Origin of the sequence: Flagellimonas lutimaris (assembly GCF_003581615.1) — a bacterium.
Taxonomy (GTDB): Bacteria; Bacteroidota; Bacteroidia; order Flavobacteriales; family Flavobacteriaceae; genus Flagellimonas; species Flagellimonas lutimaris.
The window spans coordinates 81,228-105,735 of the sequence record NZ_QXFH01000069.1 but is presented as its reverse complement, the minus strand read 5'-3'; the positions used below and the strand labels follow the sequence as shown (position 1 = coordinate 105,735).

Annotated in this window: 21 protein-coding genes; 7 read left to right on the top strand and 14 right to left on the bottom strand. The window is 39.1% G+C overall.

Translation table 11 applies throughout. From position 1 onward, the window contains the following. Positions 1-2 precede the first annotated feature (2 nt). From rplB to rpsL, 8 genes are all read right to left on the bottom strand, one after another. Positions 3-827 carry a 50S ribosomal protein L2 gene (rplB, locus tag D2V08_RS03880; RefSeq protein ID WP_119606781.1) on the bottom strand — a complete coding sequence of 275 codons (825 nt, stop codon included), beginning with the start codon at positions 825-827 and terminating at the stop codon, positions 3-5. A gap of 9 nt (positions 828-836) precedes the next feature. After that, the gene (rplW, locus tag D2V08_RS03875; RefSeq protein ID WP_119606780.1) at positions 837-1,127 is read right to left on the bottom strand and encodes a 50S ribosomal protein L23; all 291 of its coding nucleotides are present in this window, start codon (positions 1,125-1,127) and stop codon (positions 837-839) included. Positions 1,128-1,134: 7 nt separating this feature from the next. Continuing rightward, entirely contained in the window at positions 1,135-1,764 is a 630-nt protein-coding gene (gene rplD, locus D2V08_RS03870) for a 50S ribosomal protein L4 (protein WP_119606779.1), read from the bottom strand. After that, entirely contained in the window at positions 1,764-2,381 is a 618-nt protein-coding gene (rplC, locus tag D2V08_RS03865; protein ID WP_119606778.1) for a 50S ribosomal protein L3, read from the bottom strand. Before rplC ends, rplD begins: the two co-directional genes overlap by 1 nt. 164 nt (positions 2,382-2,545) lie before the next feature. After that, positions 2,546-2,851 carry a 30S ribosomal protein S10 gene (gene rpsJ, locus D2V08_RS03860; protein WP_014032013.1) on the bottom strand — a complete coding sequence of 102 codons (306 nt, stop codon included), beginning with the start codon at positions 2,849-2,851 and terminating at the stop codon, positions 2,546-2,548. A gap of 12 nt (positions 2,852-2,863) precedes the next feature. Continuing rightward, a complete protein-coding gene (gene fusA / locus D2V08_RS03855) occupies positions 2,864-4,990 on the bottom strand; it encodes an elongation factor G (RefSeq protein ID WP_119606777.1) in 2,127 nt (708 codons plus the stop codon). A gap of 8 nt (positions 4,991-4,998) precedes the next feature. Then, on the bottom strand, positions 4,999-5,475 hold the full coding sequence (gene rpsG, locus D2V08_RS03850; protein ID WP_014032015.1) for a 30S ribosomal protein S7: 477 nt from the start codon (positions 5,473-5,475) through the stop codon (positions 4,999-5,001). Between the two features lie 19 nt (positions 5,476-5,494). Then, positions 5,495-5,869, bottom strand: a complete 375-nt coding sequence (gene rpsL / locus D2V08_RS03845) for a 30S ribosomal protein S12 (RefSeq protein WP_014032016.1) — start codon at positions 5,867-5,869, stop codon at positions 5,495-5,497. Between the two features lie 528 nt (positions 5,870-6,397). Between rpsL and D2V08_RS03840 the strand changes: the two genes are divergently transcribed. From D2V08_RS03840 to rlmB, 6 genes are all read left to right on the top strand, one after another. Then, the gene (locus D2V08_RS03840) at positions 6,398-9,640 is read left to right on the top strand and encodes a SusC/RagA family TonB-linked outer membrane protein (protein ID WP_119606776.1); all 3,243 of its coding nucleotides are present in this window, start codon (positions 6,398-6,400) and stop codon (positions 9,638-9,640) included. 27 nt (positions 9,641-9,667) lie between these two features. Continuing rightward, entirely contained in the window at positions 9,668-11,389 is a 1,722-nt protein-coding gene (locus D2V08_RS03835) for a SusD/RagB family nutrient-binding outer membrane lipoprotein (protein WP_119606775.1), read from the top strand. Between the two features lie 56 nt (positions 11,390-11,445). Next, a complete protein-coding gene (locus D2V08_RS03830) occupies positions 11,446-12,357 on the top strand; it encodes a hypothetical protein (RefSeq protein WP_147374065.1) in 912 nt (303 codons plus the stop codon). 136 nt (positions 12,358-12,493) lie between these two features. Beyond that, a complete protein-coding gene (locus tag D2V08_RS03825) occupies positions 12,494-15,826 on the top strand; it encodes a VCBS repeat-containing protein (RefSeq protein ID WP_119606773.1) in 3,333 nt (1,110 codons plus the stop codon). A 109-nt stretch (positions 15,827-15,935) separates the two neighbouring features. Continuing rightward, positions 15,936-16,676: a hypothetical protein gene (locus D2V08_RS03820; RefSeq protein ID WP_119606772.1), complete on the top strand. Its 741-nt coding sequence runs from the start codon at positions 15,936-15,938 to the stop codon at positions 16,674-16,676. Between the two features lie 65 nt (positions 16,677-16,741). After that, on the top strand, positions 16,742-17,479 hold the full coding sequence (gene rlmB / locus D2V08_RS03815) for a 23S rRNA (guanosine(2251)-2'-O)-methyltransferase RlmB (protein ID WP_119606771.1): 738 nt from the start codon (positions 16,742-16,744) through the stop codon (positions 17,477-17,479). Between the two features lie 3 nt (positions 17,480-17,482). On the opposite strand, the gene D2V08_RS03810 is transcribed toward rlmB, so the two are convergent. Next, the gene (locus D2V08_RS03810) at positions 17,483-18,208 is read right to left on the bottom strand and encodes a rhomboid family intramembrane serine protease (RefSeq protein WP_119606770.1); all 726 of its coding nucleotides are present in this window, start codon (positions 18,206-18,208) and stop codon (positions 17,483-17,485) included. 120 nt (positions 18,209-18,328) lie between these two features. Between D2V08_RS03810 and D2V08_RS03805 the strand changes: the two genes are divergently transcribed. Further along, positions 18,329-19,606, top strand: coding sequence for a replication-associated recombination protein A (locus tag D2V08_RS03805; protein WP_119606769.1), 1,278 nt, complete (start codon positions 18,329-18,331; stop codon positions 19,604-19,606). On the opposite strand, the gene D2V08_RS03800 is transcribed toward D2V08_RS03805, so the two are convergent. The 5 genes from D2V08_RS03800 to D2V08_RS03780 are packed head-to-tail and all read right to left on the bottom strand — an operon-like array spanning position 19,603 to position 24,505. Further along, positions 19,603-20,448, bottom strand: coding sequence for a hypothetical protein (locus D2V08_RS03800; RefSeq protein WP_119606768.1), 846 nt, complete (start codon positions 20,446-20,448; stop codon positions 19,603-19,605). The genes D2V08_RS03805 and D2V08_RS03800 overlap by 4 nt on opposite strands. A 12-nt stretch (positions 20,449-20,460) precedes the next feature. Then, the gene (locus D2V08_RS03795; protein WP_313790098.1) at positions 20,461-21,915 is read right to left on the bottom strand and encodes a DUF5723 family protein; all 1,455 of its coding nucleotides are present in this window, start codon (positions 21,913-21,915) and stop codon (positions 20,461-20,463) included. 5 nt (positions 21,916-21,920) lie between these two features. Continuing rightward, entirely contained in the window at positions 21,921-22,472 is a 552-nt protein-coding gene (locus tag D2V08_RS03790; protein WP_119606875.1) for a hypothetical protein, read from the bottom strand. Between the two features lie 55 nt (positions 22,473-22,527). Then, the gene (locus D2V08_RS03785; RefSeq protein WP_119606766.1) at positions 22,528-23,217 is read right to left on the bottom strand and encodes a YjjG family noncanonical pyrimidine nucleotidase; all 690 of its coding nucleotides are present in this window, start codon (positions 23,215-23,217) and stop codon (positions 22,528-22,530) included. Then, positions 23,210-24,505 carry a polysaccharide deacetylase family protein gene (locus tag D2V08_RS03780; RefSeq protein ID WP_119606765.1) on the bottom strand — a complete coding sequence of 432 codons (1,296 nt, stop codon included), beginning with the start codon at positions 24,503-24,505 and terminating at the stop codon, positions 23,210-23,212. The genes D2V08_RS03785 and D2V08_RS03780 overlap by 8 nt, the downstream gene beginning before the upstream one ends. Positions 24,506-24,508 lie beyond the last annotated feature (3 nt).

Genomic DNA, 24,508 nt, shown 5'->3' with positions numbered 1-24,508 from the left:
TTTTATTTCTTTCTACGTTCTATGATATATCTATTGGTGTCCTTAGTCTTGGAACGAGTTCTAAATCCTTTAGCAGGAATACCGTTCTTAGATCTTGGATGACCTCCTGAAGCTCTACCTTCACCACCACCCATTGGGTGATCAACAGGGTTCATAGCTACAGGTCTAGTTCTTGGTCTTCTACCCAACCATCTGCTTCGACCCGCTTTACCGGATACTAGCAACTGGTGGTCTGAGTTGGAAACCGCCCCGATAGTGGCCAAACATGTAGCCAAAATCATTCTTGTTTCACCAGAAGGCAATTTCAAGGTTACGAACTTACCGTCCTTCGCCATCAACTGGGCAAAAGTTCCGGCGCTTCGTGCCATAATCGCTCCTTGACCAGGTCTCAATTCTATACAAGACACTATAGTACCCAATGGAATTTCGCTCAATGGAAGAGCATTTCCAATTTCAGGAGTAGCACCAGATCCAGACTTAATAGTCTGACCTACCTGCATTCCATTTTGGGCAACCACATATCTTTTCTCACCATCCTTGTACTCTACCAAGGCGATAAATGCAGTTCTGTTAGGATCGTACTGGATAGAAACTACAGTAGCTTCAACACCTTGCTTATCCCTTTTGAAATCGATGATTCGATATCTTCTTTTATGACCACCACCTCTGTGACGCATGGTCATTTTTCCTTGACTGTTCCTACCACCTGACTTTTTTAACGGAGCAAGCAAGCTTTTTTCCGGCTTATCAGTAGTAATCGCGTCAAATCCGTTTACTACTCTAAAACGCTGTCCAGGGGTTATCGGTTTTAATTTTCTAACTGACATCTCTCGTCTTTATAGATTACTGTAAAAATCAATAATATCACCTTCAGCCACATCAACAATTGCTTTTTTGATTGCATTTGTTTTACCGTGCTGAATTCCGGTTTTTGTATAACGACTCTTACGCATTGGACCATAGTTCATGGTTCTTACCTTCTCAACAGAAACACCATAAGTAGCCTCTACCGCTTCTTTGATTTCCAACTTGTTAGCACTTGGGTTAACAAAGAAACCATAGCGATTGAAAAGCTCGCTGTCAGCGGTCATTTTTTCCGTAATTATCGGTTTTATCAACACACTCATGATACTTTTATTTCTTTAGGTTCGATTCAATTCCTTCCAAAGCGCTTTCGGTCAATACTAAACTCGTTGCGTTAACAATTTTGTAAGTATTTAATTCTGAGCCCATTACAACTTCGGAGCGTTCCAAATTACGCGACGACAAATATACGTTATTATTTGAATCGCCCAACACAATAAGGGACTTTTTATTTTCTATCCCCAAGGAAGACAAGAAATTAACGAAATCCTTGGTCTTTGGAGCCTCAAAACTGAAGTCTTCCACAACCACTAAGGATTTTTCCTTAGACTTTAAGCTCAAGGCAGATCTTCTAGCCAATCGCTTCATATTCTTGTTCAACTTTTGGGTGTAGTCTTTTGGTCTTGGACCAAAAATTCTACCACCACCTCTAAATACAGGTGATTTGATACTACCTGCTCTCGCAGTACCAGTACCTTTTTGCTTTTTGATCTTTCTGGTACTACCAGCGATCTCTGCTCTTTCTTTGGCTTTGTGCGTTCCTTGTCTCTGATGGGCCAAGTACTGCTTTACATCCAAATAAATAGCGTGCTCGTTAGGCTCTATGGCGAAAACATCGTCAGAAAGGTCTACCTTTCTACCTGTTTCTTTTCCTTTGATATCTAAAACTGCAACCTTCATTACTTCTCAATTGTTACGTAAGCATTCTTATGACCTGGAACACATCCTTTAACTACCAAAAGATTTTTCTCAGGAACCACTTTCAATACTCTCAAGTTTTGAACTGTCACTCTATCACCACCCATTCTACCGGCCATGCGCATACCTTTCACAACTTTGGAAGGGTAAGATGCTGCACCAATGGAACCAGGGGCTCTCAATCTGTTGTGCTGACCGTGAGTCGCTTGACCAACCCCAGCGAAACCATGACGTTTTACAACACCTTGGAATCCTTTTCCTTTTGATGTACCAATAACATCAACAAATTCTCCTTCTACAAATAGATCGACACCTACGGTATCTCCCAATTTGTATTCTCCTTCAAACCCTTGGAACTCAATGACTTTCTTTTTGGGAGAAGCACCTGCTTTTTTATAGTGACCTGTTTCGGCCTTATTAGCACGTTTTTCTGCCTTGTCATCGAAACCTAGTTGAAGGGCACTGTACCCGTCCACCTCTTCGGTTCTGACTTGGGTAACCACGCATGGCCCAGCTTCCAATACGGTACATGGAACGTTCTTTCCATTCTCGTCGAAAATGCTGGTCATACCGATTTTCTTACCTATTAACCCAGACATATTTAATTAATTAACAATTATTTACTTTTTATAACTCAAGCCAATTTCTTGGCAAAAAAATTGGGTCAAGAAAAACATTCTGTTCTGACCCAGATTTTTTCTTTCTCCGTTTTTCCCGAACCATCGTTCGGGACATGTTGCTCCCGCCTAGGGCAGAAACATTATCAGACTTTGATCTCAACCTCAACACCACTTGGAAGCTCCAGCTTCATAAGGGCATCGATGGTTTTTGATGAAGAGCTGTATATATCCAATAATCTCTTGTAAGAGCTCAATTGGAACTGCTCTCTAGATTTTTTGTTCACGTGAGGTGAACGCAAAACCGTAAATATCTTTTTACGTGTTGGCAAAGGAATTGGTCCAGTTACCACAGCACCTGTTGTTTTTACTGTCTTCACGATCTTCTCAGCAGATTTGTCCACCAAATTGTGATCGTAAGATTTCAATTTTATTCTAATTTTTTGACTCATCTTGCTGAAAAATTAAGCGGTTACTCCTTTAGCTGCTTTAATAACTTCCTCGGCAATAGCGGAAGGAGTATCTGCATAGTGTGAAAATTCCATTGTGGATGTTGCCCTACCTGAAGACAAAGTCCTCAAGGAAGTAACATAACCAAACATCTCCGATAACGGCACTTCAGCCTTAACAACCTTCGCACCTGCTCTATCTGACATATTGCTAACCTGACCTCTTCTTCGGTTCAAGTCACCAACAATATCTCCCATGTTTTCTTCTGGAGTAAGCACCTCCAACTTCATGATTGGTTCCATAATTACCGCTTTCGCTTTCTTAGCAGCAACCTTGTATCCAAGTTTTGCAGCAAGTTCGAATGAAAGTTGGTCGGAATCCACAGGGTGGAAAGAACCATCTTTAAGGGTAATTTTCATAGAATCCATTTCGAAACCGGCCAAAGGACCATTCTTCATAGCTTCTTTGAATCCTTTTTCAACGGATGGGACAAATTCTTTTGGAATATTACCACCTTTAATCACGTTGACAAACTCAAGTCCTGATGTACCTTCTTCCGCAGGCTCCATGGTAAATACGATATCCGCAAATTTACCACGACCACCAGTCTGTTTCTTATATGTTTCTCTGTGATCAGCTATTCCGGTAATAGCCTCCTTGTACTCTACCTGAGGTTGACCTTGGTTAACATCCACCTTAAACTCACGTTTAAGACGATCACAGATAATATCCAAGTGAAGCTCACCCATACCAGAAATAATTGTTTGGCCAGAGGCTTCATCTGTTTTTACCTGGAAAGTTGGATCTTCTTCGGCCAATTTAGCCAAAGCCATACCTAATTTATCAACATCAGCTTTGGTTTTAGGCTCAACTGCGATACCGATAACGGGATCAGGGAAGTCCATACTCTCCAATACAATCGGAGCTTTTTCATCGGACATTGTATCCCCTGTCTTGATATCTTTAAATCCTACAGCTGCACCAATATCTCCAGCTTCGATATAATCAATGGAATTTTGTTTGTTGGAATGCATTTGGTAGATACGTGAAATACGTTCTTTTTTACCTGAACGATTATTCAAAATGTATGAACCTGCATCCAAACGACCAGAATATGCTCTAAAGAATGCCAAACGACCTACGAAAGGGTCTGTTGCAATCTTAAATGCAAGAGCTGCAAATGGCTCTTTTGGGTCTGGTTTTCTTGTGATAGCCTCTCCTGTATCAGGGTGCGTACCTACGATATCATCTTTATCCAAAGGTGATGGCAAGTAGCGGCAAACGGCATCCAACAAGAACTGAACTCCTTTGTTTTTAAAGGAAGAGCCACAAATCATTGGGATAATAGCCCTATCCATAACAGCAGCACGTAAAGCAGCGTGAACCTCATCTTCAGTAATGGAATCTTCATCTTCGAAGAATTTCTCCATCAACTCTTCATCATATTCTGCTACAGCTTCAATCAAGGCAGCTCTATACTCCTTAACTTCAGCCTTCATTTCTTCAGGAATATCAACAACATCAAATGTTGAACCGAAGTTATCCTCGTGCCATACAACAGCTCTGTTCTTGGCCAAGTCAACAATACCTCTAAAATCAGCTTCATCACCAATTGGCAATACAATTGGCACCGCATTGGAACCTAACATTTCCCGAACCTGCTTACACACGTTCAAGAAGTTAGAACCTTGACGGTCCATTTTGTTAACGAATCCAATTCTAGGCACCTTATAGTTATCGGCCAATCTCCAGTTGGTTTCGGATTGTGGCTCAACACCATCTACGGCACTGAACAAGAACACCAATCCATCCAACACACGTAGGGAACGGTTTACCTCAACCGTAAAGTCAACGTGTCCGGGAGTGTCAATAATATTAAAGTGGTAATCTTTTGTATCAGGCAAGGTTTGCGCATTTTCCATGGGAAACTTCCATGTACATGTAGTAGCAGCAGAGGTAATGGTAATACCACGCTCTTGCTCTTGCTCCATCCAGTCCATAGTAGCAGCACCATCGTGCACTTCACCAATTTTATGACTCACACCTGTATAGAAAAGAATACGTTCTGTAGTAGTTGTCTTTCCAGCATCAATATGAGCCGCAATACCTATATTCCTTGTATATTTTAAATCTCTTCCCATTGTATTGATTAGAATCTAAAGTGTGAGAATGCTTTATTGGCCTCGGCCATTTTGTGTGTATCTACTCTTTTCTTCACTGCCGCACCTTCTTCCTTAGCCGCTGCTAAAATCTCAGCTGCCAATTTCTGCGCCATGGATTTCTCGTTACGCTTTCTTGAAAAGCTGATCAACCATTTCATGGCAGTGGAAATTTTTCTATCTGGACGAATCTGCATTGGAATCTGAAATGTTGCACCACCAACTCTTCTACTACGAACCTCTACATGCGGCATAACATTGGAAAGAGCATCTTTCCACAATTCTAATCCTGTTTTTTCTTCGTCAGTGTTCTTTTCATCAACGATTTCAATTGCATCGTAAAAAATCTTAAATGCAACTGACTTCTTACCGTCCCACATCATCATGTTCACGAAACGTGTAACTAGTTGATCGTTAAATTTTGGATCCGGTAATAAAGGTCTCTTTTTTGCCTGCTTTTTTCTCATCGCTTCTTCTTAAAAATGATTAATTTTTAGGACGCTTTGCACCATACTTAGATCGTCGTTGCGTTCTTCCCGCAACACCTGCGGTATCCAATGCGCCACGAACGATGTGATATCGCACACCAGGCAAATCCTTTACTCTTCCGCCTCTTACCAATACTATCGAGTGCTCCTGGAGATTGTGACCTTCACCGGGGATATATGCGTTCACCTCTTTACCATTGGTCAACCTTACCCTTGCAACTTTACGCATTGCAGAGTTTGGTTTCTTTGGCGTTGTAGTGTAAACACGCGTACAAACCCCTCTTCTTTGAGGACACGAATCCAAAGCAGCCGATTTACTCTTCTTGGTAATCGTGGCCCTTCCTTTTCGTACTAATTGTGAAATTGTTGGCATTAAATTTCTTTTAAAAACTAAATAACCCTCATTTTGAGGGCTGCAAATGTAGTGATAATTCCCAATAATTCAAATCCAAGACGATTAAATTTAGAGCTAGACCAAAAAAAGTTTGAATGCCCAACAAAAAACCACCATTACACCCGACAAAACAATTCAACTATTTAAAGAAACAGGGCAAAAAAACAATTAAAATCTGATATATATATTAAGGTATAAATTTTCTAGGAAAAAAATTTACACCTCTTTAACATCTCTTTATCATAATATATGAGACAGAAAAAATAGCTAGCGGAAATAGAAAATGAGATTAAAAAACAGCCTCCCCCACCGCCAACAGGGCATTAAGAAAAACTATTTACATAAAGAACAATTCTACCCCCTTCAAATTACGTACTTCATAATCAGTTTTAATGATTTTGCGGTTATTTCATTTAAAAGGTAATTCTTAAAGATTTTATAAAATTAGTTTGGATTATTAACATGAAATTATGATTTTAGCGATTAGCTAATTCAAATAATTTAACAATGAGAACAAAACTTAATGGATTGTTAACGCTATTATTGGCGTTTGTTGTGCATATATCCTATGCACAAGACAAGACGATTACAGGTACTGTTTCGGACGCCGATGGGCTGCCGTTACCTGGGGTCAACATTGTCGTTGAAGGGACCACATCGGGTACCCAAACAGATTTTGATGGAAATTACGCCATCAGCGCAAGTGAAGGGCAAACATTGCTTTTCACCTACATCGGCCAAAAACCGGCCACAAGAGTAGTTGGCGCTGGCAGCGTAATCAATGTTCAGATGACAGAAGATGCTCAAGCTCTTGAGGAAGTGGTTGTAACCGCTCAAGGTATTAAGAGGGAGAAAAAAGCATTAGGTTACGCCGTAACCTCTGTTGGCTCTGAGGCTTTGGAAGATAGAGCGGAAGGTGATGTCGCCAGGGTGCTTTCGGGTAAAGCAGCCGGTGTAAACATTACTTCTGCAGGGGGCGCCTCTGGATCAGCCACCAACGTAGTAATTCGAGGCTTGAACTCATTTAGTGGTAATAACCAGGCTTTATTTATTGTTGATGGTGTTCCTTTTAGTAACGACACTAACCAGCAAGGAGACTTTATAGCTGGTAATACTGGTAGTTCAAGATTCTTGGACCTTGACCCTAACAACATTGCAAATATTGAAGTATTGAAAGGTCTTTCTGCTGCAACCTTATATGGTACGCAAGGAAGAAATGGTGTGATTTTAATTACCACCAAATCTGGTTCTTCAAGTACTGGACCTAAAAAGACTGAAATTACCGTTTCACAATCTTTCTTTGCGAACGATATTGCTTCTATGCCAAATTACCAACAACAATACGGTAACGGTTTTGACCAATCTTTTGGTTGGTTCTTTAGTAACTGGGGGCCAAGCTTTGATAGAGGTGGTACTGCAGGTTGGGGTGCACAATCGGCAATTGATGATAATGGCACTTTAGCACACCCTTACTCAACGGCTTCTTCTGCGACAGGTATTCCACAGGCATTCCCAGAATTTCAAGGTGCTCGTTATGATTGGAAACCATACGATTCGGTAGAAGATTTCTTTAGAACTGGTAGAACGTTGAACACAAATGTGAACATCTCCGGTTCAAGTGAAGACGGTAAAACTGCTTTTAATGCAAACGTTGGTTATTATAACGACATTGGTTTTACACCAGGAAACAAATTTGACAGGGTTAACATCTCTTTAGGTGGAGTTACAGAATTAAGTAACAAATTCACCATCCGTGGCACAATGAACTATGCTAGGTCAAATGTATTTACCCCTCCAATTGCATCAAGTAGAGGTAACGGTACTGATGGTCTTTCTGTATATGGTAACGTATTTTTTACACCTTTAAGTGTTGACTTAATGGGCTTACCATTTGAAAACCCAATTGACGGTTCTAGTGTATACTATCGTCAGAACAACAGTATTATCAACCCTAGATGGACTGCTAAAAATGTTGTTTACAATCAATTTACCAATCGTTTTTTCTGGAATTTATCTGCTAACTATGCATTGACAGAAAACTTAGATTTAAACTGGAGAACTGGTTTGGATTTCTATAACGAGCGTAACAACAACAGTTCCAATAAAGGTGGTGTTGAATTTAACTCTGCTATTTTTGGATTCCTACAGACTTATGACAATAATAACACCATTTGGGACCACTTTGTTTCTATAAATGGTAATTATGATATTTCTGAAAAACTTGGACTTAGTTTTACTGCTGGGGCAACTGCTAGATCGGATTCTTATGATAGAAGTGGTGTTTCAAGTACAGGTCAAATTGTATTCGGTGTCAAAAGACATTTTAATTACCAGAACCAGTTGCCACTCCAATTCTCAAGAAAAAGAAACATCGTTGGTCTTTTAGGTCAAGCGACCTTGGATTACGATGATTTTTTATTCTTGAATGTAAGTGCACGTAAAGACTGGGTATCTAACTTCCAAAGTGCCAACAACAGTATAACGTATCCAGGAGCAAGTTTGTCGTTCTTACCAACAAACGCATTCCCTGAACTTAAGTCAGAAAATGCATTGAACTTTTTAAAGATTAGGGCAAGTTATGGTACTTCCGCTAACTTTGATACTGATTCTGCATACCCAACTGTTGGTTTTACAGAACAAAACACACAAGTTTTTAACGATGGACTTTCTGGAGAATCCATTACAACTAACCAAGTTGCAAACTTTAAAGCAAATCCTGATTTGAAACCAGAGCTTTTGGAAGAATTAGAGCTCGGATTTGAATCTAAGTTTTGGAAAAATAGAGTGTCTTTAGACTTCACTTATTTCCTTAAAACAACTAATGATTTGATTGTTGAAGAGCCTTTAGCACCTGCAACAGGATTTACTTTAACTCAAAGTAATATTGGAGCTATAGAAAATAAAGGTATTGAAGCCGATTTGGGAATTGATATTATTAGCAGTGAGAATTTTTCTTGGAATTCCAGAGTTAACTTCTTCACCAATGACGTTATTGTTACCGAGCAAGAACAAGATCAAATTTTCTATTCTGGTTCTATCCCCGCAGGAGGTGGATTGTTTAGAGGTGGTAACGTAGCACAAAAAGGGAAATCATTAGGTTCTATCTATGGAACAGCCATTCAACGTGATGAAAATGGTGATTTCATAGTAAACAGTGCTGGTAGTTACCAAGTAGCGGAACAAGATGAAAATGGATTGGCTCCCATTGTTGGGGATGCCATCGCAGATTATTCCATGAACTTCATCAATACTTTTCGCTACAAAAGCCTGAGTTTAAACTTTCAGATAAACCACACTAAAGGTGGTGACATTCTTTCCAGTACTATTGCAACTTTATTGGGTAGAGGTCTTATTGAAGAAACGAAAGACAGATTGGGTACATACATATTACCAGGTGTTAAAGCAGATGGATCACCTAACAATACGCAGATCAATAACTCTACGTATTACTTCACCAACTTGTTGTTTGGACCTACCGAAACTAGAATTTATGATGCTTCGGTTCTTCGTTTGCAAGAAGTTTCATTGGCATATAGCCTACCTTCTAAATTTCTGGAGAAAACTCCATTTGGACAATTAACTTTTACAGTACAAGGATTTAACTTGTGGTATGATGCTTACAATACTCCAGATGGTGCTAATTTTGACCCTAACGTTCAAGGTGTTGGTGTAGGTAATGGACAAGGATTTGATTTCCTAAATGGTCCAAGTGCGAGAAGATATGGATTTAGCGTTAAAGCATCCTTCTAATAAAAATTGTTAATACGACTAAAGATTATGAAAAATATATTTAAACCTATTACATTAGTCTTACTAGCGGGCATAAGTTTTATGGCCTGTGAAACGACTGATTTGGACTTAACAATAAGCCCAAACGAACTAGCTCCGACCCAGTCGGATCCCAATTTGATACTCAATGCAGTACAATTGGCCTATGCTTCCAACCAAGATGATTTTGGTGACGTTGCCGCCCAATTGACCCGTGTTGAGTACTTTGGCTCCAGAAATTATTTTAACGGACTTCCAGGTACCACTTTAAATGCGCCATGGGCAAGAACCTACAGTTCTGATTTTACCATACCAGGCAATGGTAATGTTGATGTAGGTATTTTGACAAACCTTCAAGCCCTTGAGCTTATTGATGCTGAAAGTGATGTGGATTATTCTTTCCATATTGCCTTAGCAAAAATAATGTATGCCCATTCACTCTTTCAATTGGTGGATATGCTAGGTGTTGCTGCGGTTACAGAAGCTGGTAATCCAACCGAATTTCCTGCTCCAACTTTAGATAGCGGTGAAGAAGTATATGCTGCAGCGTTTGCACTTTTAAACGAGGCTGAAGCGCTACTCGCTGCTGATCCAAGCCCTCAAGGAGCCATAGATATGTTTTATGGTGGAGATACATCCAAATGGATAAAAGCCCTTAATTCTATTAAATTACGTTCCTATAAAAACACTGGAAACAAAGCGGCTTTTGATGCTATAATTGCCAGTGGAGATTATATTGCTTCAGCTGAAGACGACTTTCAATTTAAATATGGGGTAAGTGAACTACAACCTAGTGATCGTCACCCTGATTACGAAGCAAGTTATACTCCAACCGGTGTAGGACCATATAGATCAAACTGGCTAATGAATTTGATGCTGCAGAATGATGATCCTAGAATCAGATATTACTTCTATCGTCAAGCTAATGGTACTCCAGGGGCTATCGATGTTGATGGTGCAGCTGTGCCACCGAACGAAGAAACTATATCATGTTCCTTTTTTACTCCACCGGCACATTACGACGGATTTGTTTACTGTAGTGTAGACAATGGGTACTGGGGTAGATCTCATGGTAATGATGAAGGTGGACCACCAGATGGTTTCTTAAAAGCTGCTCCAGGTGTTTACCCAGCGGCTGGACGTTTTGATGACAGCCAATTTGATGACGTAGACGCAACTACCGGCGTACTTTTGGCACCTGGTGTTGGTCTTGGCCAAGGCGGTGGCGGTGCTGGTATAGAACCAATTATCCTATCTTCATATGTACAATTTTGGATTGGTGAAATGGCTACAAATGATGCTGATAGAGCTGATGCCCTTCAGGCAGGTTTAGAAGAGTCCATTGCAAAAGTTCAAAGCTTTGGTGCCTTGGATGGTTCCGCAGATTTGTCTTTTGAGCCAACCGAAACTGAAGTTGCGGATTATATTGATGATATAGTTACCGCTTTCAACGACGCAACTGGTGATGACAAAGAAAATATCTTTGCCGAACAATATTTTACAACTTTGTACGGTGGTGGTTTTGAATCTTATAACTATTATAGAAAAACTGGATTTCCTACAACTGTAGCCCCTAACTGGGAACCGGATCCAGGACCGTTTCCTAGAACGCTTTTATTACCACAAAATGAGGTGTTGAACAATCCTAATCTACAACAGAGGTCGGATTTGACTACTCAGGTGTTTTGGGATAACAATGCAGCTAGTCCAACATTTCCACCAGCTAACTAAAATTTTTTAGAAAAATGAAGAAAATTAATTTTATAAATAAAGTCTTTTTAGCTGGTATGGTAGGAATACTGTTCGCAGCTTGTGAAGATAGCGACAAAGTAATTGACCAAATAGTTGAAGCAGAAACTAGAGGGTCTATACTTAGAACCATTGAAATAACCGAGAATACAATTGATTATGACGTTCCAACCAGCACTCTGTTAAGTGGAGGGTTTGGTGCCACTGTCGAAGTTCAAGACCAGGAAAATGGAGAATTACTCCAATCTCTTGATGTATATTTAGGTTATAGTGACAATACCTCTGATAAAGGTAGTTCAACCATTGGCGATACCGAGATCCTTGTTCAGTCATATTCTTTAAGTGATGGAACGATCGGACCAACTGGATTGCCAAGGTTTACGTATACAGCAACTGCCGATGAAATGCAGTCCGCTTTAGGTTTAACAGGTGAAGAAATCTTCGGTGGTGATGCATTCACTATCCGATTTGAAATTGTAAGAACCGATGGAGCAGTTTATTCTGCTGCCGACAACTCAGGTACTTTGACTGGTTCTTACTTTAACTCTCCTTTTGAGTATACCTCTGTTTTGGTATGTGGACCTAAACCAACCCAAGCAGGAGAATGGACCGTAGAAATGCAAGATGCATTCGGAGACGGTTGGCAGCCAACAAATGCAGACGGAGGTGGTCCTGGTATCATCATTACATTAAGCGATGGCACTGTTTATGAAATAGGACTTTGCTCAGATTATGATGATTTTGGATTTGGATGTACCCCTGGTGCTAGTGAAGGAACTGCAACATTTGACGTTCCACCTGGTCAAACGGCGGCAGCCACAATTGATTTCCAAGGTGATTTTTGGGATGAGATGTCCTTTCAAATTTATACACCTGCAGGTAACTTAGTTGCAGACGTACCTGCTGGTACCGATGCTGGTCTTATTGAAATAGACTATTGCGCAGACTAATCACAAATAAGGATTAGTTCATCTTAATCGATAATTAACCATTAATTGTCGAAAATAAAGTAAAGGGGTTGCAATGCAACCCCTTTTTTTACAATATCACGGTTAAAAAATAATAATTAATATTCCTCCGTTAATTATGAATTTCTTAAAAGGAACAACGATACTATCATTGGTTTGTATTCTCACATCCGCATGTGAAGACGAAAAAAGCAATGATTCAAATGTCACATTAAATCAACCTATTTTCGAAAAAATTGATACTGAGTTCAGTGGTATCCAATTCCAAAACACCATACAAGAAAATATAGAGACCAAAGAAAATCTTTTTAATTACGACTATTTTTATAATGGTGCTGGTGTTGGAATTATAGACTTCAACAACGATGGGCTCCAAGATATTTTCTTCTGCGGGAATCAAGTTGAAAATAAGCTCTATAAAAATCTTGGAGATTTCAAGTTTGAAGACGTCTCAAACGCTGCAAATATCAATACCAATAAAAACTGGAGTAATGGTGTGAGTATTGTTGATATCAATAATGATGGTTGGCAGGACATTTATGTTTCTCAAGGTGGCCCCTATCAAAGAGAAAAACGTAGTAATCTCCTTTACATAAATCAAAAAAATGGAACATTCCTTGAACAAGCTGAAGAATTTGGTTTGGCCGACCAAGGAATAAGTACCCAAACCGTGTTTTTTGATTTTGATAATGACAATGACCTTGACTGCTTTGTCATGAACGAGAATGAGTTTTATGGTGTTGACCCAATCAACCTATTTAAACTAGTTGCTGAAAGTGAAGAAGCCAAATATTTCAATAGTTGTCATTTTTACGAAAATGATAACGGGAAATTTAAAGATATTACCAAAGAAGCTGGATTAGAACGTCCCTTTTTTGGCCTTGGTATCACGGTGACCGACATTAATAACGACAATCTTTTGGATTTTTATGTGGCCAGTGATTATTATATACCCGATGCACTTTTCATCAATAACGGGAACGGTACATTTTCGGACCAGATAAAATCCTATACCCAACAAATATCATATTACGGTATGGGTATGGATGTTGCAGATATCAACAACGATGGACTACAGGATATCTTTGTTTTAGATATGGCTGCCGACGATCATGTAAGGTCAAAAACTTTAATGGCATCCATGAATACCGCTAGGTTCGATTACTTAACCAATAAAGCAGGTTTTCACTACCAATATATGTACAATTCGCTTCAATTAAATTTGGGGAACAATACATTTTCAAATGTTGTGCAACAAAGTCATTTAGCCAATACCGATTGGAGCTGGTCCGTTCTTATGGCTGATTATGACCTGGATTCTGATAAAGATATTTTTGTAACCAATGGGTATCGCAGATATGCCCTGGACAACGACCTTCAACAAGAAGTCTACAAAGCCAAAGTAAAGTATAAAGGCAATGTACCCCTATCAATCAAAAGGCGTTTGTATGAATCAATGCCGTCAGAAAAACTTCCAAATATCTTGTTTGAAAACAACGGTGGTTTAAACTTTGAAGATAAAGCTAAAGATTGGGGGTTGGCAGATTTTTCGTTTAGCAATGGTGCTGCAATTGCGGACTTTGATAACGATGGCGATTTAGATGCCGTGGTAAATAATATGGACGAAGTTGCTTTTCTATACAAAAACACCGCTGCAGATAATAAAAAAGGTAATTTTCTAATTGTAGACGCAAAAAGTAAATTGAGTGAAGCCTATCCGAAAATTGAAATCTTTTATGACGGAACTACTTCGCAAATGGTTGAATCGAGAACAGTTCGTGGTTATCGTTCTTCTCACCAAAATATAGCTCATTTTGGTCTGGGAAATATCTCAAAAGTAGATTCTGTTTACATTTCTTGGCCAAATGGCAAGCATCACATCTCCTATGATGTCGATGTCAATAAAAAGCTTGTGGTAAATCAATCCGATGCCAATAATTTATCCGTTCCGGATTACAGAACACCAGCCTTATTTAAGGGGATAGATCCAGAAGAAATTGGTTTAGGCCATTCTCACAAGGAAAATATTTACGATGACTTTGAAAAAGAAATTCTACTTCCGTACAAACAATCTACACAAGGGCCTTTTATAGAAAAAGCTGATGTTAACAATGACGGTTATATCGACATTCTTTTAGGTGGCGCTTCGGATCAGCCAACTACTTTATTTGTCCAATCCCAACAAGGAAAATTTACCGAAAAGAAAACTCCAGTATTTTTAAACGATAAGATTTACGAAGATACCGCGGCATTATTTATAGATATTGAAAATGATGGAGATCTGGATTTGTTCATAGTTAGTGGTGGTAATGAATTTTTGGAGCATTCATCGCTTTACACAGATAGATTGTACTTAAATGATGGGAAAGGTAATTTTACAAGAAACCAACAAGAAGCCTTAAATAGTTTTCCAAAATCAGGAAAAACAATCGCTAGTTTAGATTTCAACCAAGATGGTTACTTAGATATAATTGTTGGCAATAGAATTAAACCTCAAAATTACCCTCGTTTTTCACCCTCCATAGTCTATCAAAATAATGCAGGAACACTAAAAGATGTTACCTCAGAAATCATTCCGGACCTTGAAAATTTCGGAATGGTCAATGATATCTTAATTACTGACTTTAATGGTGATGACAAAGAAGACTTGATAGCCGTTGGAGAATGGACCAATATTGGTTTTTTTAAAAACGAAGGAGGAACCTTTTCGCTTTTAGAAGACTATACCTTTGATAACGAAAAAGGTTGGTGGTACACGGTAAAAGAAACCGATGTAAATAATGATGGCATGCCCGATTACTTGGTTGGGAATGTTGGGCAGAACTTAAAGTTCCATGCAAGTAAAGAGAAACCGTTCAAAATTTATGCCAATGATTTTGATGATAATGGCACACCGGATATCGTTTTAAGTAAAAAATACAAGGGGGAATTTGTACCTGTCAGAGGCAGAGAATGCTCCTCTCAACAGATGCCCTTTATAAAAGAAAAGTTCGAAACCTTTGACGAATTTGCCAATGCAAAACTAGTTGATGTTTATGGTGAAAAATTGGACACTGCCTACGAAAATGAAGTAACTAATTTTAATTCTATTTTACTTTTGAACAAAGGAAACGGTGATTTTGTATTAAAAGAATTACCGACGGAAGCACAATCTTTTCCCGTTTTAGCAACCGTATTTAAAGATTTAAATGGCGATGGTTTTGAAGACTGTATTCTCGCAGGTAACATTTACCAAACCGAAGTTGAAACTCCTCGGTTAGATTTTGTTTCAGGCGTTGTGTTGATCTCGAATCAAAAAGATGGCTATAAAACAATGAATAGAAGTGAATCCGGGCTTTATCTCACAGGTAATGCTAAAGATTTAGTTTGGTTAAAAAGTGCTATCAACAAAGAATTATTATTAACTGCCACCAATAATAGTAGTTTAATTATCAACTCTTTAAATAATTGATATGAAGGCGTTACAAATAATAATTTTTACAAAATTTAACAATATTTAACGTTTGCATATTATATATTATAAACATTATTTATAGATTTCTCTAAATTATCAAATACACATGAGAAAATACATTTTTACTTATTTAGCCTTTGCTTGCATGTCAAGTGCAATTGGGCAAACTTTTGGAACTGTCAATGCAAGTCAAGTTTCTGGCACTTCCAGTAATAGCGCAGCTATTTCGTACTTGTTGGGAGATGTCAGTTCAGCAGATAAAAAAAGAAAAGAAAAAGATTTGGACATACAGGGTTCTGCCTATACTTCTGATAATTTTATACCCGGTAAGCTTTATTATAAAGATGATTTTGAATCTGACATTTTTTTCCGGTACAATGCCTATATGGAAGAAATTGAAATAAAAAGCGATAACACACCAAGTTCCCCTGTAAGTGGATTAAGAAGAGATAAGAGTATCAATATAAGGAGTTTGGATGGTAAACTTTTTAGCTTTAAAACCTTCATTGATAACTCCGGTTTAACACAAAACGGTTATTTAACATTACTATCTGATGGTGAATACAAATTTTACAAACGTGTTGATGTAAAGTTTACCGAGGGGCAGAAAGCGCAAAACTCTTTTGTTAAAGCTATTCCTCCAAGATTCTCTCAATTCACAGAATATTATTTGGAAGTTCCGGGACGTGATAGAATTGACGAATTGGTAATTAACAACAGGAAGTTATTAAAATTGTTACCTGCTGATAAGCAGAAAACCGTAAAGACCTATTTAAAAGAAAAGAAAATAAAGGTTAAAGACGAAGCAGATGTAATTGCTGTTCTAAAATGGCTTGAACAACATTAAGTTCTTAACTGAAAAATTTGAAAAGCACTCACAAAGAGTGCTTTTTTTATGTCTAAATTTGCGACATGAAAAACGAAAACATCATTTATGGCTTAAGGGCCGTTATAGAGGCCATAAATGCCAACCAGCCCATCAACAAGATATTTATACAAAAAGGGCTTAAAGGGGAGCTTCACAAAGAACTGGAATCTTCTGCACGTAAAAATGGTATCAGCCTATCTTACGTTCCCATAGAAAAGCTTAACCGCTTTACCCGAAACAACCACCAAGGTGTGGTAGCACAAATATCGCCGGTAGAATTCCACAACTTTGAAGAATTGGTGGAAAAAGTACTCTCCAAGGAAGAACATCCGTTGTTTCTGTTACTGGACGGAGTTTCCGATGTAAGAAATTTTGGCGCCATCATCCGTACTGCCGAATGTTCCGGCGTGCACGGAATCATCATCCCGAAAAATGGGGCCGCTCCCATTACGGAAGATACCGTAAAAACGTCTGCAGGTGCGGCTTTTAATGTACCCATTGCCAAGGTAGATCATTTGAAAGACGCTGTTTTCTACCTTCAATCCTCAGGAATAGTAATAACTGGTGCAACTGAAAAAGCGGAAAATGACATTTACGAAGTGGATTTTAATCAACCTACGGCCATAATTATGGGGTCCGAGGAAAAAGGGATCTCCCCTTCTACCCTCAGCAGTATTGACCACCAAGCTAAATTACCGCTTATGGGCAAAATCGGTTCCTTAAATGTTTCCGTGGCCTGTGGCGTTTTCCTTTATGAAGTGGTGAGACAAAGAAGCCGTTAGAAATCAATCCTCATCGGAGGATTCCTTATAATGATATTTGATTTCAATTTTTTGCTGGGTTTCCTCAGGGGCCATTTCGATAAAATTACCGTGCTCATCAAAATGTTTTAGAAAAGGGTCATCCTCCTCGTTGAAGTCTTCTCGTTCCCAGTCGTATTTTCGAACTTCAGCAACACGAACCCTTGTCACAAAAGCAAGTACAAGCCCTGTTACAAATCCTGCAAGGTGACCTTCCCATGAAATGCCGTCCTTTACCGGAAATATATACCAGATCATGCTGCCATAAATAAACACCACAACCAACGACAACGCGACCAAACGATAATTCTTGGCCAAAATTCCTTTAAAAAAGATAAAACTGGCGAGCAAATAAATTACTCCACTGGCACCAATATGGAAAGATGGCCTTGCGATTGCCCATGTGAGCAAGCCAGATGCTAGCGTCCCGAACAACAACACCCGAAGTGCTGCACTTTGATAAAAATAGAATAGAAAGGCGGTCAATACAGCCAATGGAATGGTATTATTGTACAAATGTTTGATAGAACCATGAATAAATGGGCTAAAAATCACTCCTTTTAATCCAGACAACGTTCTTGGATAAACCCCATAATCGTTCAGGTTGATGCCAAACTGTACCTCGACCCAAAACACAATCCAAATGGATAATACGGCCACCATTGGCGCCAGCACTACTGCATTTGAAAACTTAAAACCATCTGAATTCATAATCTCACAAAATCAAACATCCGGCCATAGCCTTAAATTTATACAAATTGTCAGGTTATCTTGGTAAACCTTTCCCTTTACAAGAACAAAAGACCATCAAATTTATTTTATTTTTGACCTATGAACGAACCTTTGGCAGAACGCATACGTCCAAAAACTTTGGAGGATTACATAAGTCAGCAACATTTGGTGGGTAAGCAGGGTGCTTTGACCACCCAAATCAAAAATGGCGTGATTCCTTCCTTGATTTTCTGGGGACCACCTGGAACCGGAAAAACTACTCTAGCCAATATAATAGCGACCGAAAGTCAGAGACCATTTTACACCTTAAGTGCCATTAGCAGTGGAGTCAAGGACGTTCGGGAAGTAATCGAAAAGGCAAAACAAAGTGGAGGCCTGTTCACTTCCAAAAACCCTATTCTTTTTATTGATGAGATTCACCGCTTTAGCAAATCGCAACAGGATTCGTTACTTGGCGCCGTGGAAAAAGGCTGGGTAACTTTGATTGGTGCCACTACCGAAAACCCAAGTTTTGAGGTGATACCTGCACTTCTATCAAGATGCCAAGTGTACACCTTGAACCCCTTTGGAAAAGAAGATCTTATTGCACTTTTGGAACGTGCCATAAAAACAGACACCAACCTTTCCAAGAAACAAATAGAATTAAAAGAGACGGAAGCCTTGTTGCGCCTATCCGGTGGCGATGGCAGAAAACTGCTCAATATTTTTGAGCTTATCATCAACTCGGAAACAGGTGACAAAATTACCATAACCAATGATTTAGTTCAAACCAAGGTTCAGAAAAACACGGTACGTTACGATAAAACCGGCGAGCAGCACTACGACATTGTTTCCGCTTTCATTAAGAGTATACGCGGAAGTGACCCCAATGCTGCTGTTTATTGGTTGGCCCGTATGATCGAGGGTGGGGAAGATGTGAAATTTATCGCACGACGAATGATTATTTTGGCCTCCGAAGATATTGGAAATGCCAATCCAACGGCATTGGTACTTGCCAATACTACATTCCAATCGGTTACTACCATTGGATATCCCGAGGCAAGAATAATTTTGAGCCAATGCGCCACCTATTTGGCAAGTTCCCCAAAGAGCAATGCCAGTTACATGGCCATTAACGAGGCACAACAAAAAGTACGTCAAACGGGAGACCTTTCGGTACCTATACCGCTCAGGAATGCACCTACCAAATTGATGAAGGATTTAGGGTATGGCAAAGGGTATGATTATGCCCATAACCACGAAAATAATTTTGTGGATTTTGAATTTCTTCCAAATGAAATCACTGGAACTAGCTTTTACAAACCGGGAAACAATCCCAGGGAAAATTCAATAAAAGACTTTTTGAAGAAAAGATGGAAAAACAAATATGATTTCTAAAACTTGATATTAAGTTCTTTCTGAACTTTTGTACCGTTCTCCGAATACTCCAACACCCATTTGCCGTCCTTTTTAAAAACCACCGCATTGTTCCCCTCGAAATCAGTCATAAAGACATCTTCCATGGACGTTTCTTCCAGTTTAAGCACAACTTTAGGGGTGCTGTCCACTAGTTGATAGCCATTCTCGGTAGGTTGGGCGTACAAAAGGCCTGTTAGCACCGGCGTAATCAGTGTTTTGGTTTCAGCAGCTTTAACAATGGTGGACGTTTTTGGCTCGACGCTTTTATACACCTGTTCTTCCGTGGTCGCTTTTTGCTCAAGCACATGCTCTTTTGGCTCGTTTTCCACTGATTTTACATCGTCTTTAAAGCTTACAGTTACCGTTTCTTCTTTTACATCCTCCTCTTCCATTGGCTCATATTCATAATTCATACCCGAAAAGGAAACAAATGCTCTTTGTAAAGCTTCCCTGTACGACTCGTCATATGCTTTGATCTTGCTGACACCCTTAACGGATCTAAATATCTCAACATTGTTGCAGTCTTTCAGAGAAATGTAAATCTTTGTGGTAAACATTGAAGAAACATCGATAACATCGGCTACAAGCCCTAAACATCTTTTGTTCGCCAGATCTTCAGGAAGGGCATCATCATAAACAGCCTCAAATCCATTTTCCTCAAAAAAATACTTGGTCAAAGTACTGGTCTGGTATTGGTTTATATATTTAAAATCCTCAAACTTCTTTGGGACAATAATATATTTATAGTTGTTCAACTGTGCGTTAACAGCTCCGCCAAACCCCATTGCAAACAGTAATATGTACACTATTTTAGATTTCATATAGAAGGATAATCAATTACCGTTCCAAGATATGATATTAAATCCGAACTGTAAAGAAGCATAATGACTGTCCGCAATATTAGAATAACTTAAAAGGTTATCCGCTAGAACATAAAAATTCACCGGGCCCAATTGAACGTTTGCACCCAATCCAATATTTGTAAAGGAATATTTATCGACTGTGTACGTACCTTTTATGGACAACACCCTCCCAAACCGCCTTTGGTAAAAACCGGTTAAAGCAGCTTGCACTCCTCTTGGCCTTTTCATCATAAACAATTGCCCTCCCAGACTGTTTCTGTAATAATCACGATTACTTCCTCCTCCACTGCCACCATTGACAGCGCACCCACAACTGTCTGAAACAGAGCCTCCGCCCTGGCCAAAATCATATTTAATGGAGCCATACATCTTTACAGGTCGCCAAGAAATATAGCTTGACTCATTTTCGCCATGCGGTAGAGCTTCATCAATATCATCTATGAGCTCTTGCCATAAATCGTTGTTTACATCATCAATATCCTCTGGCAGGAACACGGAAATTCCATCTGTAGTAGTGCTTCCGTTAAAGGTATAGTTCCAAATATCTTTGGAATTATTAATAAAACCAAGATCTAAAACACTTCCTGTTATAGTAGTTTGCGGATTTAGTTCGTAGCTGAACCCAACATCAAGACCCAACCCAAGGTTTCCTCCCAATAAAACACGTTCCGTGAACAGGCTTGTCACATCTTTTTGGGTTGTGCCGCTATCTTCCTCTATAATATCATAAAACCCTTTAACTCCTGCTGTTTGTAGTTCCATATCGGCATTAATGGAGCTCTCATAGATATTGTTTTGACCGAGCGTGGTAACAAATGAGCCTGAATTATTAATGGACTGAAATTGAAAGATACTCGAATATATTTTGGCCCTTGCACCTATTGTAAGTGCTGTACTCACTTTTCTATTGATGCCAAAATGAAATACATTGATCATTTCCCCGCGAAGATTTAAGTCCCCAAGATCAAAGTTCCTCCCAATATTGTTGCCCCCATTACCTTCAAAAGCCAAAATAGCCAAATCCTTTGGCCAATAGGAAATAATATCCATTTCCCCATACATTCCAAAGGAGTAATAGTCATCTGGCCTATTCCTACCCCTAAAACCAATGTTAAATCCTTCTATTTGACTTGTAGAACTAAAATCGTCCTTGTTTCCCATAACATCAAGGAGTCGTTCTTGGACTTTTGTGGTAAAATCAACACCATCATTAGCAAAAAGGTCGTTTACGGTAACTCCACTGGTAGCTCCCTGAAATGAGAGTCCAGATATTACTGGGATTCCCGCATGCCATTTTTGTGATGTCTTCACCCCTGGGTTTACCATCAAGGATTGCGGGATTTCATAAAAATCGTACAATAACTCCTTATTCTGAGCAAAAATACTTGCATTACAAAATAGGATGGCCAGTATAAGTTTAAGCATTAACTTCATTGTAGTTCAAATAGGAATTCTGCTCCGGACCTCAAAATTATTTTAGGGTCCTCTGCTGAAGAAACACTGGTGCCATCACCTAAATTGTTGGCCAAGACTCTAAGGCTGGAGGTGTTCGCTAAAATATCTATTGATTTGCCACCAGGACCGTAGGACACCTCCCGAACCACGGTTTCTGAAGGGTCTGCTTCAATAGTAAAGATTTCCCTATCCAATGGTCGTCCAGCTTCATCCAAAAATTCAATGATTATTCGTAATTCTTTGCTGGTGGTATTATCCATTTCGTAGCTAATCACGCCCTCCAAAAGACGCTCTGCCACATATTGTTCGTTAAAAGCATCAAAATTGATTTCTTGGGAGTAAAAAGAATTAAGTGCTCCTGCCGCGTTTATTGTAGCCTCATCAGATTCCATATAAAAAAGTCCGGAAGCCAACGTCGGTGTGACTCGCAAGTCATCAATCTGACCAAAATCTTGTTCTTCGGTACATGATGTAGTTAAAAATAGCACAACCGCTGTAAAGAAAACGGAATACAGTAATCGCTTCATAGCCAAAAACATTTTCAATAGTCAACAGATAGGGTATACTGCTTTGTTTATAACTCTATAAAATGTTTTTTATTTCAATAAGGTCGTTAATCATTGTGCATACGCCGTGCTCGGAATCGTTATGGAAATTATAATGCAACACTTGCATTCCCATAGCCTTCGCCCCCAATATATCGGCTTCGAGATTATCGCCAATCATTAAGGAGTTTTGTGGACGTACTTGCGCCATGTCCAAAGCCAGTTCAAAAATATAAGGGTCGGGTTTCTTTACCCCCGCCATTTCAGAATCGATAATTTTTTGGAAATAATGATGAATACTACTGCCTTTTAGCTTTCTTTCCTGTACTTCTTGAAAACCATTGGTTATGATATGCAATTTGTATTTTGGAAAGAGGTATTCCAAAGTTTGAACCGTATTGGGCAACAAATGGGTGAAGGAAGACAAATGAGCTATATAATCGTGCGCCAAGCTGTCAATCACATCATCCGAAACATACACATGCAGGGCATCAAAAGTTTGTTTTAAACGTTGGTATCTTAGTGCTGACTTACTAATTTCATTTTCACGGTACAAAGCCCACATCTGGAAATTTATAGGAGAATAAACCTCTAAAAAATCGTCCAAATCAACCTGTAGTTTATGGTTTTCCAAAATTTTGGCAAACGTTAGGGCCGAGTTCTTTTCAAAGTCCCAAAGCGTGTGGTCAAGATCAAAAAAGATATCTGTTACTTTGCAATCAAACATAGTAGCGTTTTAATACAAATTGATAGAGCTCCATCCAGTCCAACTGTTGCTTACTGCCCAAGAGTTCATTGGAAAAAACCAAGATAAAGTCTCCTTTTACCTGTTTTACCAAACGATATACCCTATCCATTTTTTCAAAAACCTCATCTTTGGTTTTATAATTTACCAAGGCGTAATCGTGCATGGCAAAAGGGTGTATTTTTATAGGTTGCCTTACTTCGGTATTGATATCATAAAAATAAAATGGCGTGCATGTCCCCGCTCTAAAACCAATTTCGTGCGTGTATCCCATAGAAAAATCATCAGTAAACTCGGTCTCCACCAAGTTTCTATAGGTAGCAGGAACATTAACCTTGTTGTACCTGAGCCTTGCATAATTTATAGGCCTATTAATGAGATTTCCAAGCTGCTTTTTTTCTTCCCGCAGCACATTTTTGTCCAAAGAGGACACAAACGAAGTACTTAAAGAAACCACACTGTAATCAGCAACGGATTTAATTAAATTACGGAACCTGTTATTATTTGTTGATATATTCTTATCATGGGCGGAGTGCTTAGCAAACTGAAAAAAGAACATGGTTTTGATAGGAAATTTTTTATGAATGTCCACCAGCTCAAAAAAATTATCATACGGGTCTTTTTTGAGCCGCAACATTACGGAAAAACGTTCCCAAACATTTCGAAATTTAAAATTTCCCAAATCCAGCAAAAATCCACCGATGGTTCTTGCAATCCCTCGCATGGCATAGGCATGAGAGGTGGTTACATTTATAATGGATGTGAAACGATAATTCTTCTCCTTAGTTTCCAAATCTGGGAAACGTACTTTTAAAGCTTCCAATAATTTGTAGGCCCAAAGATCTACCACAGGAAGTTCCAAAAAGTTATTTTGATAGGCGATGCTTTCCTTTACAGGAAACCTCCCCACACTATCCTTTACATGTGGCAAATACTCCTCGTACCGGCTCAATAGAAAAAAACTTGCGGAAAAGATATCAAAAGGAATGGTGCTTTTATCCCCTGATGAGAAAAAACAGGGAATACCATCCCAATCCGAAATTTTGACCTCTAAATCGTTGATGCCCTGCTCAAACAACAAGTCGTTGCTCCTAATAAAAAATTCGTTCTGCAGGGGTTGCTTGGAATAGGTCATTTTTGGCCCACTATGTTTAATAAAATCCTCAACCTTCGTGGTAAAACCTATCTCCACTCCCAAGATTTTCTCAAAAATCTGTTTGGCAGTGTAAGTTAGTCGGTTGGTTACCTTATGGGTAAATATCAATAACATAGG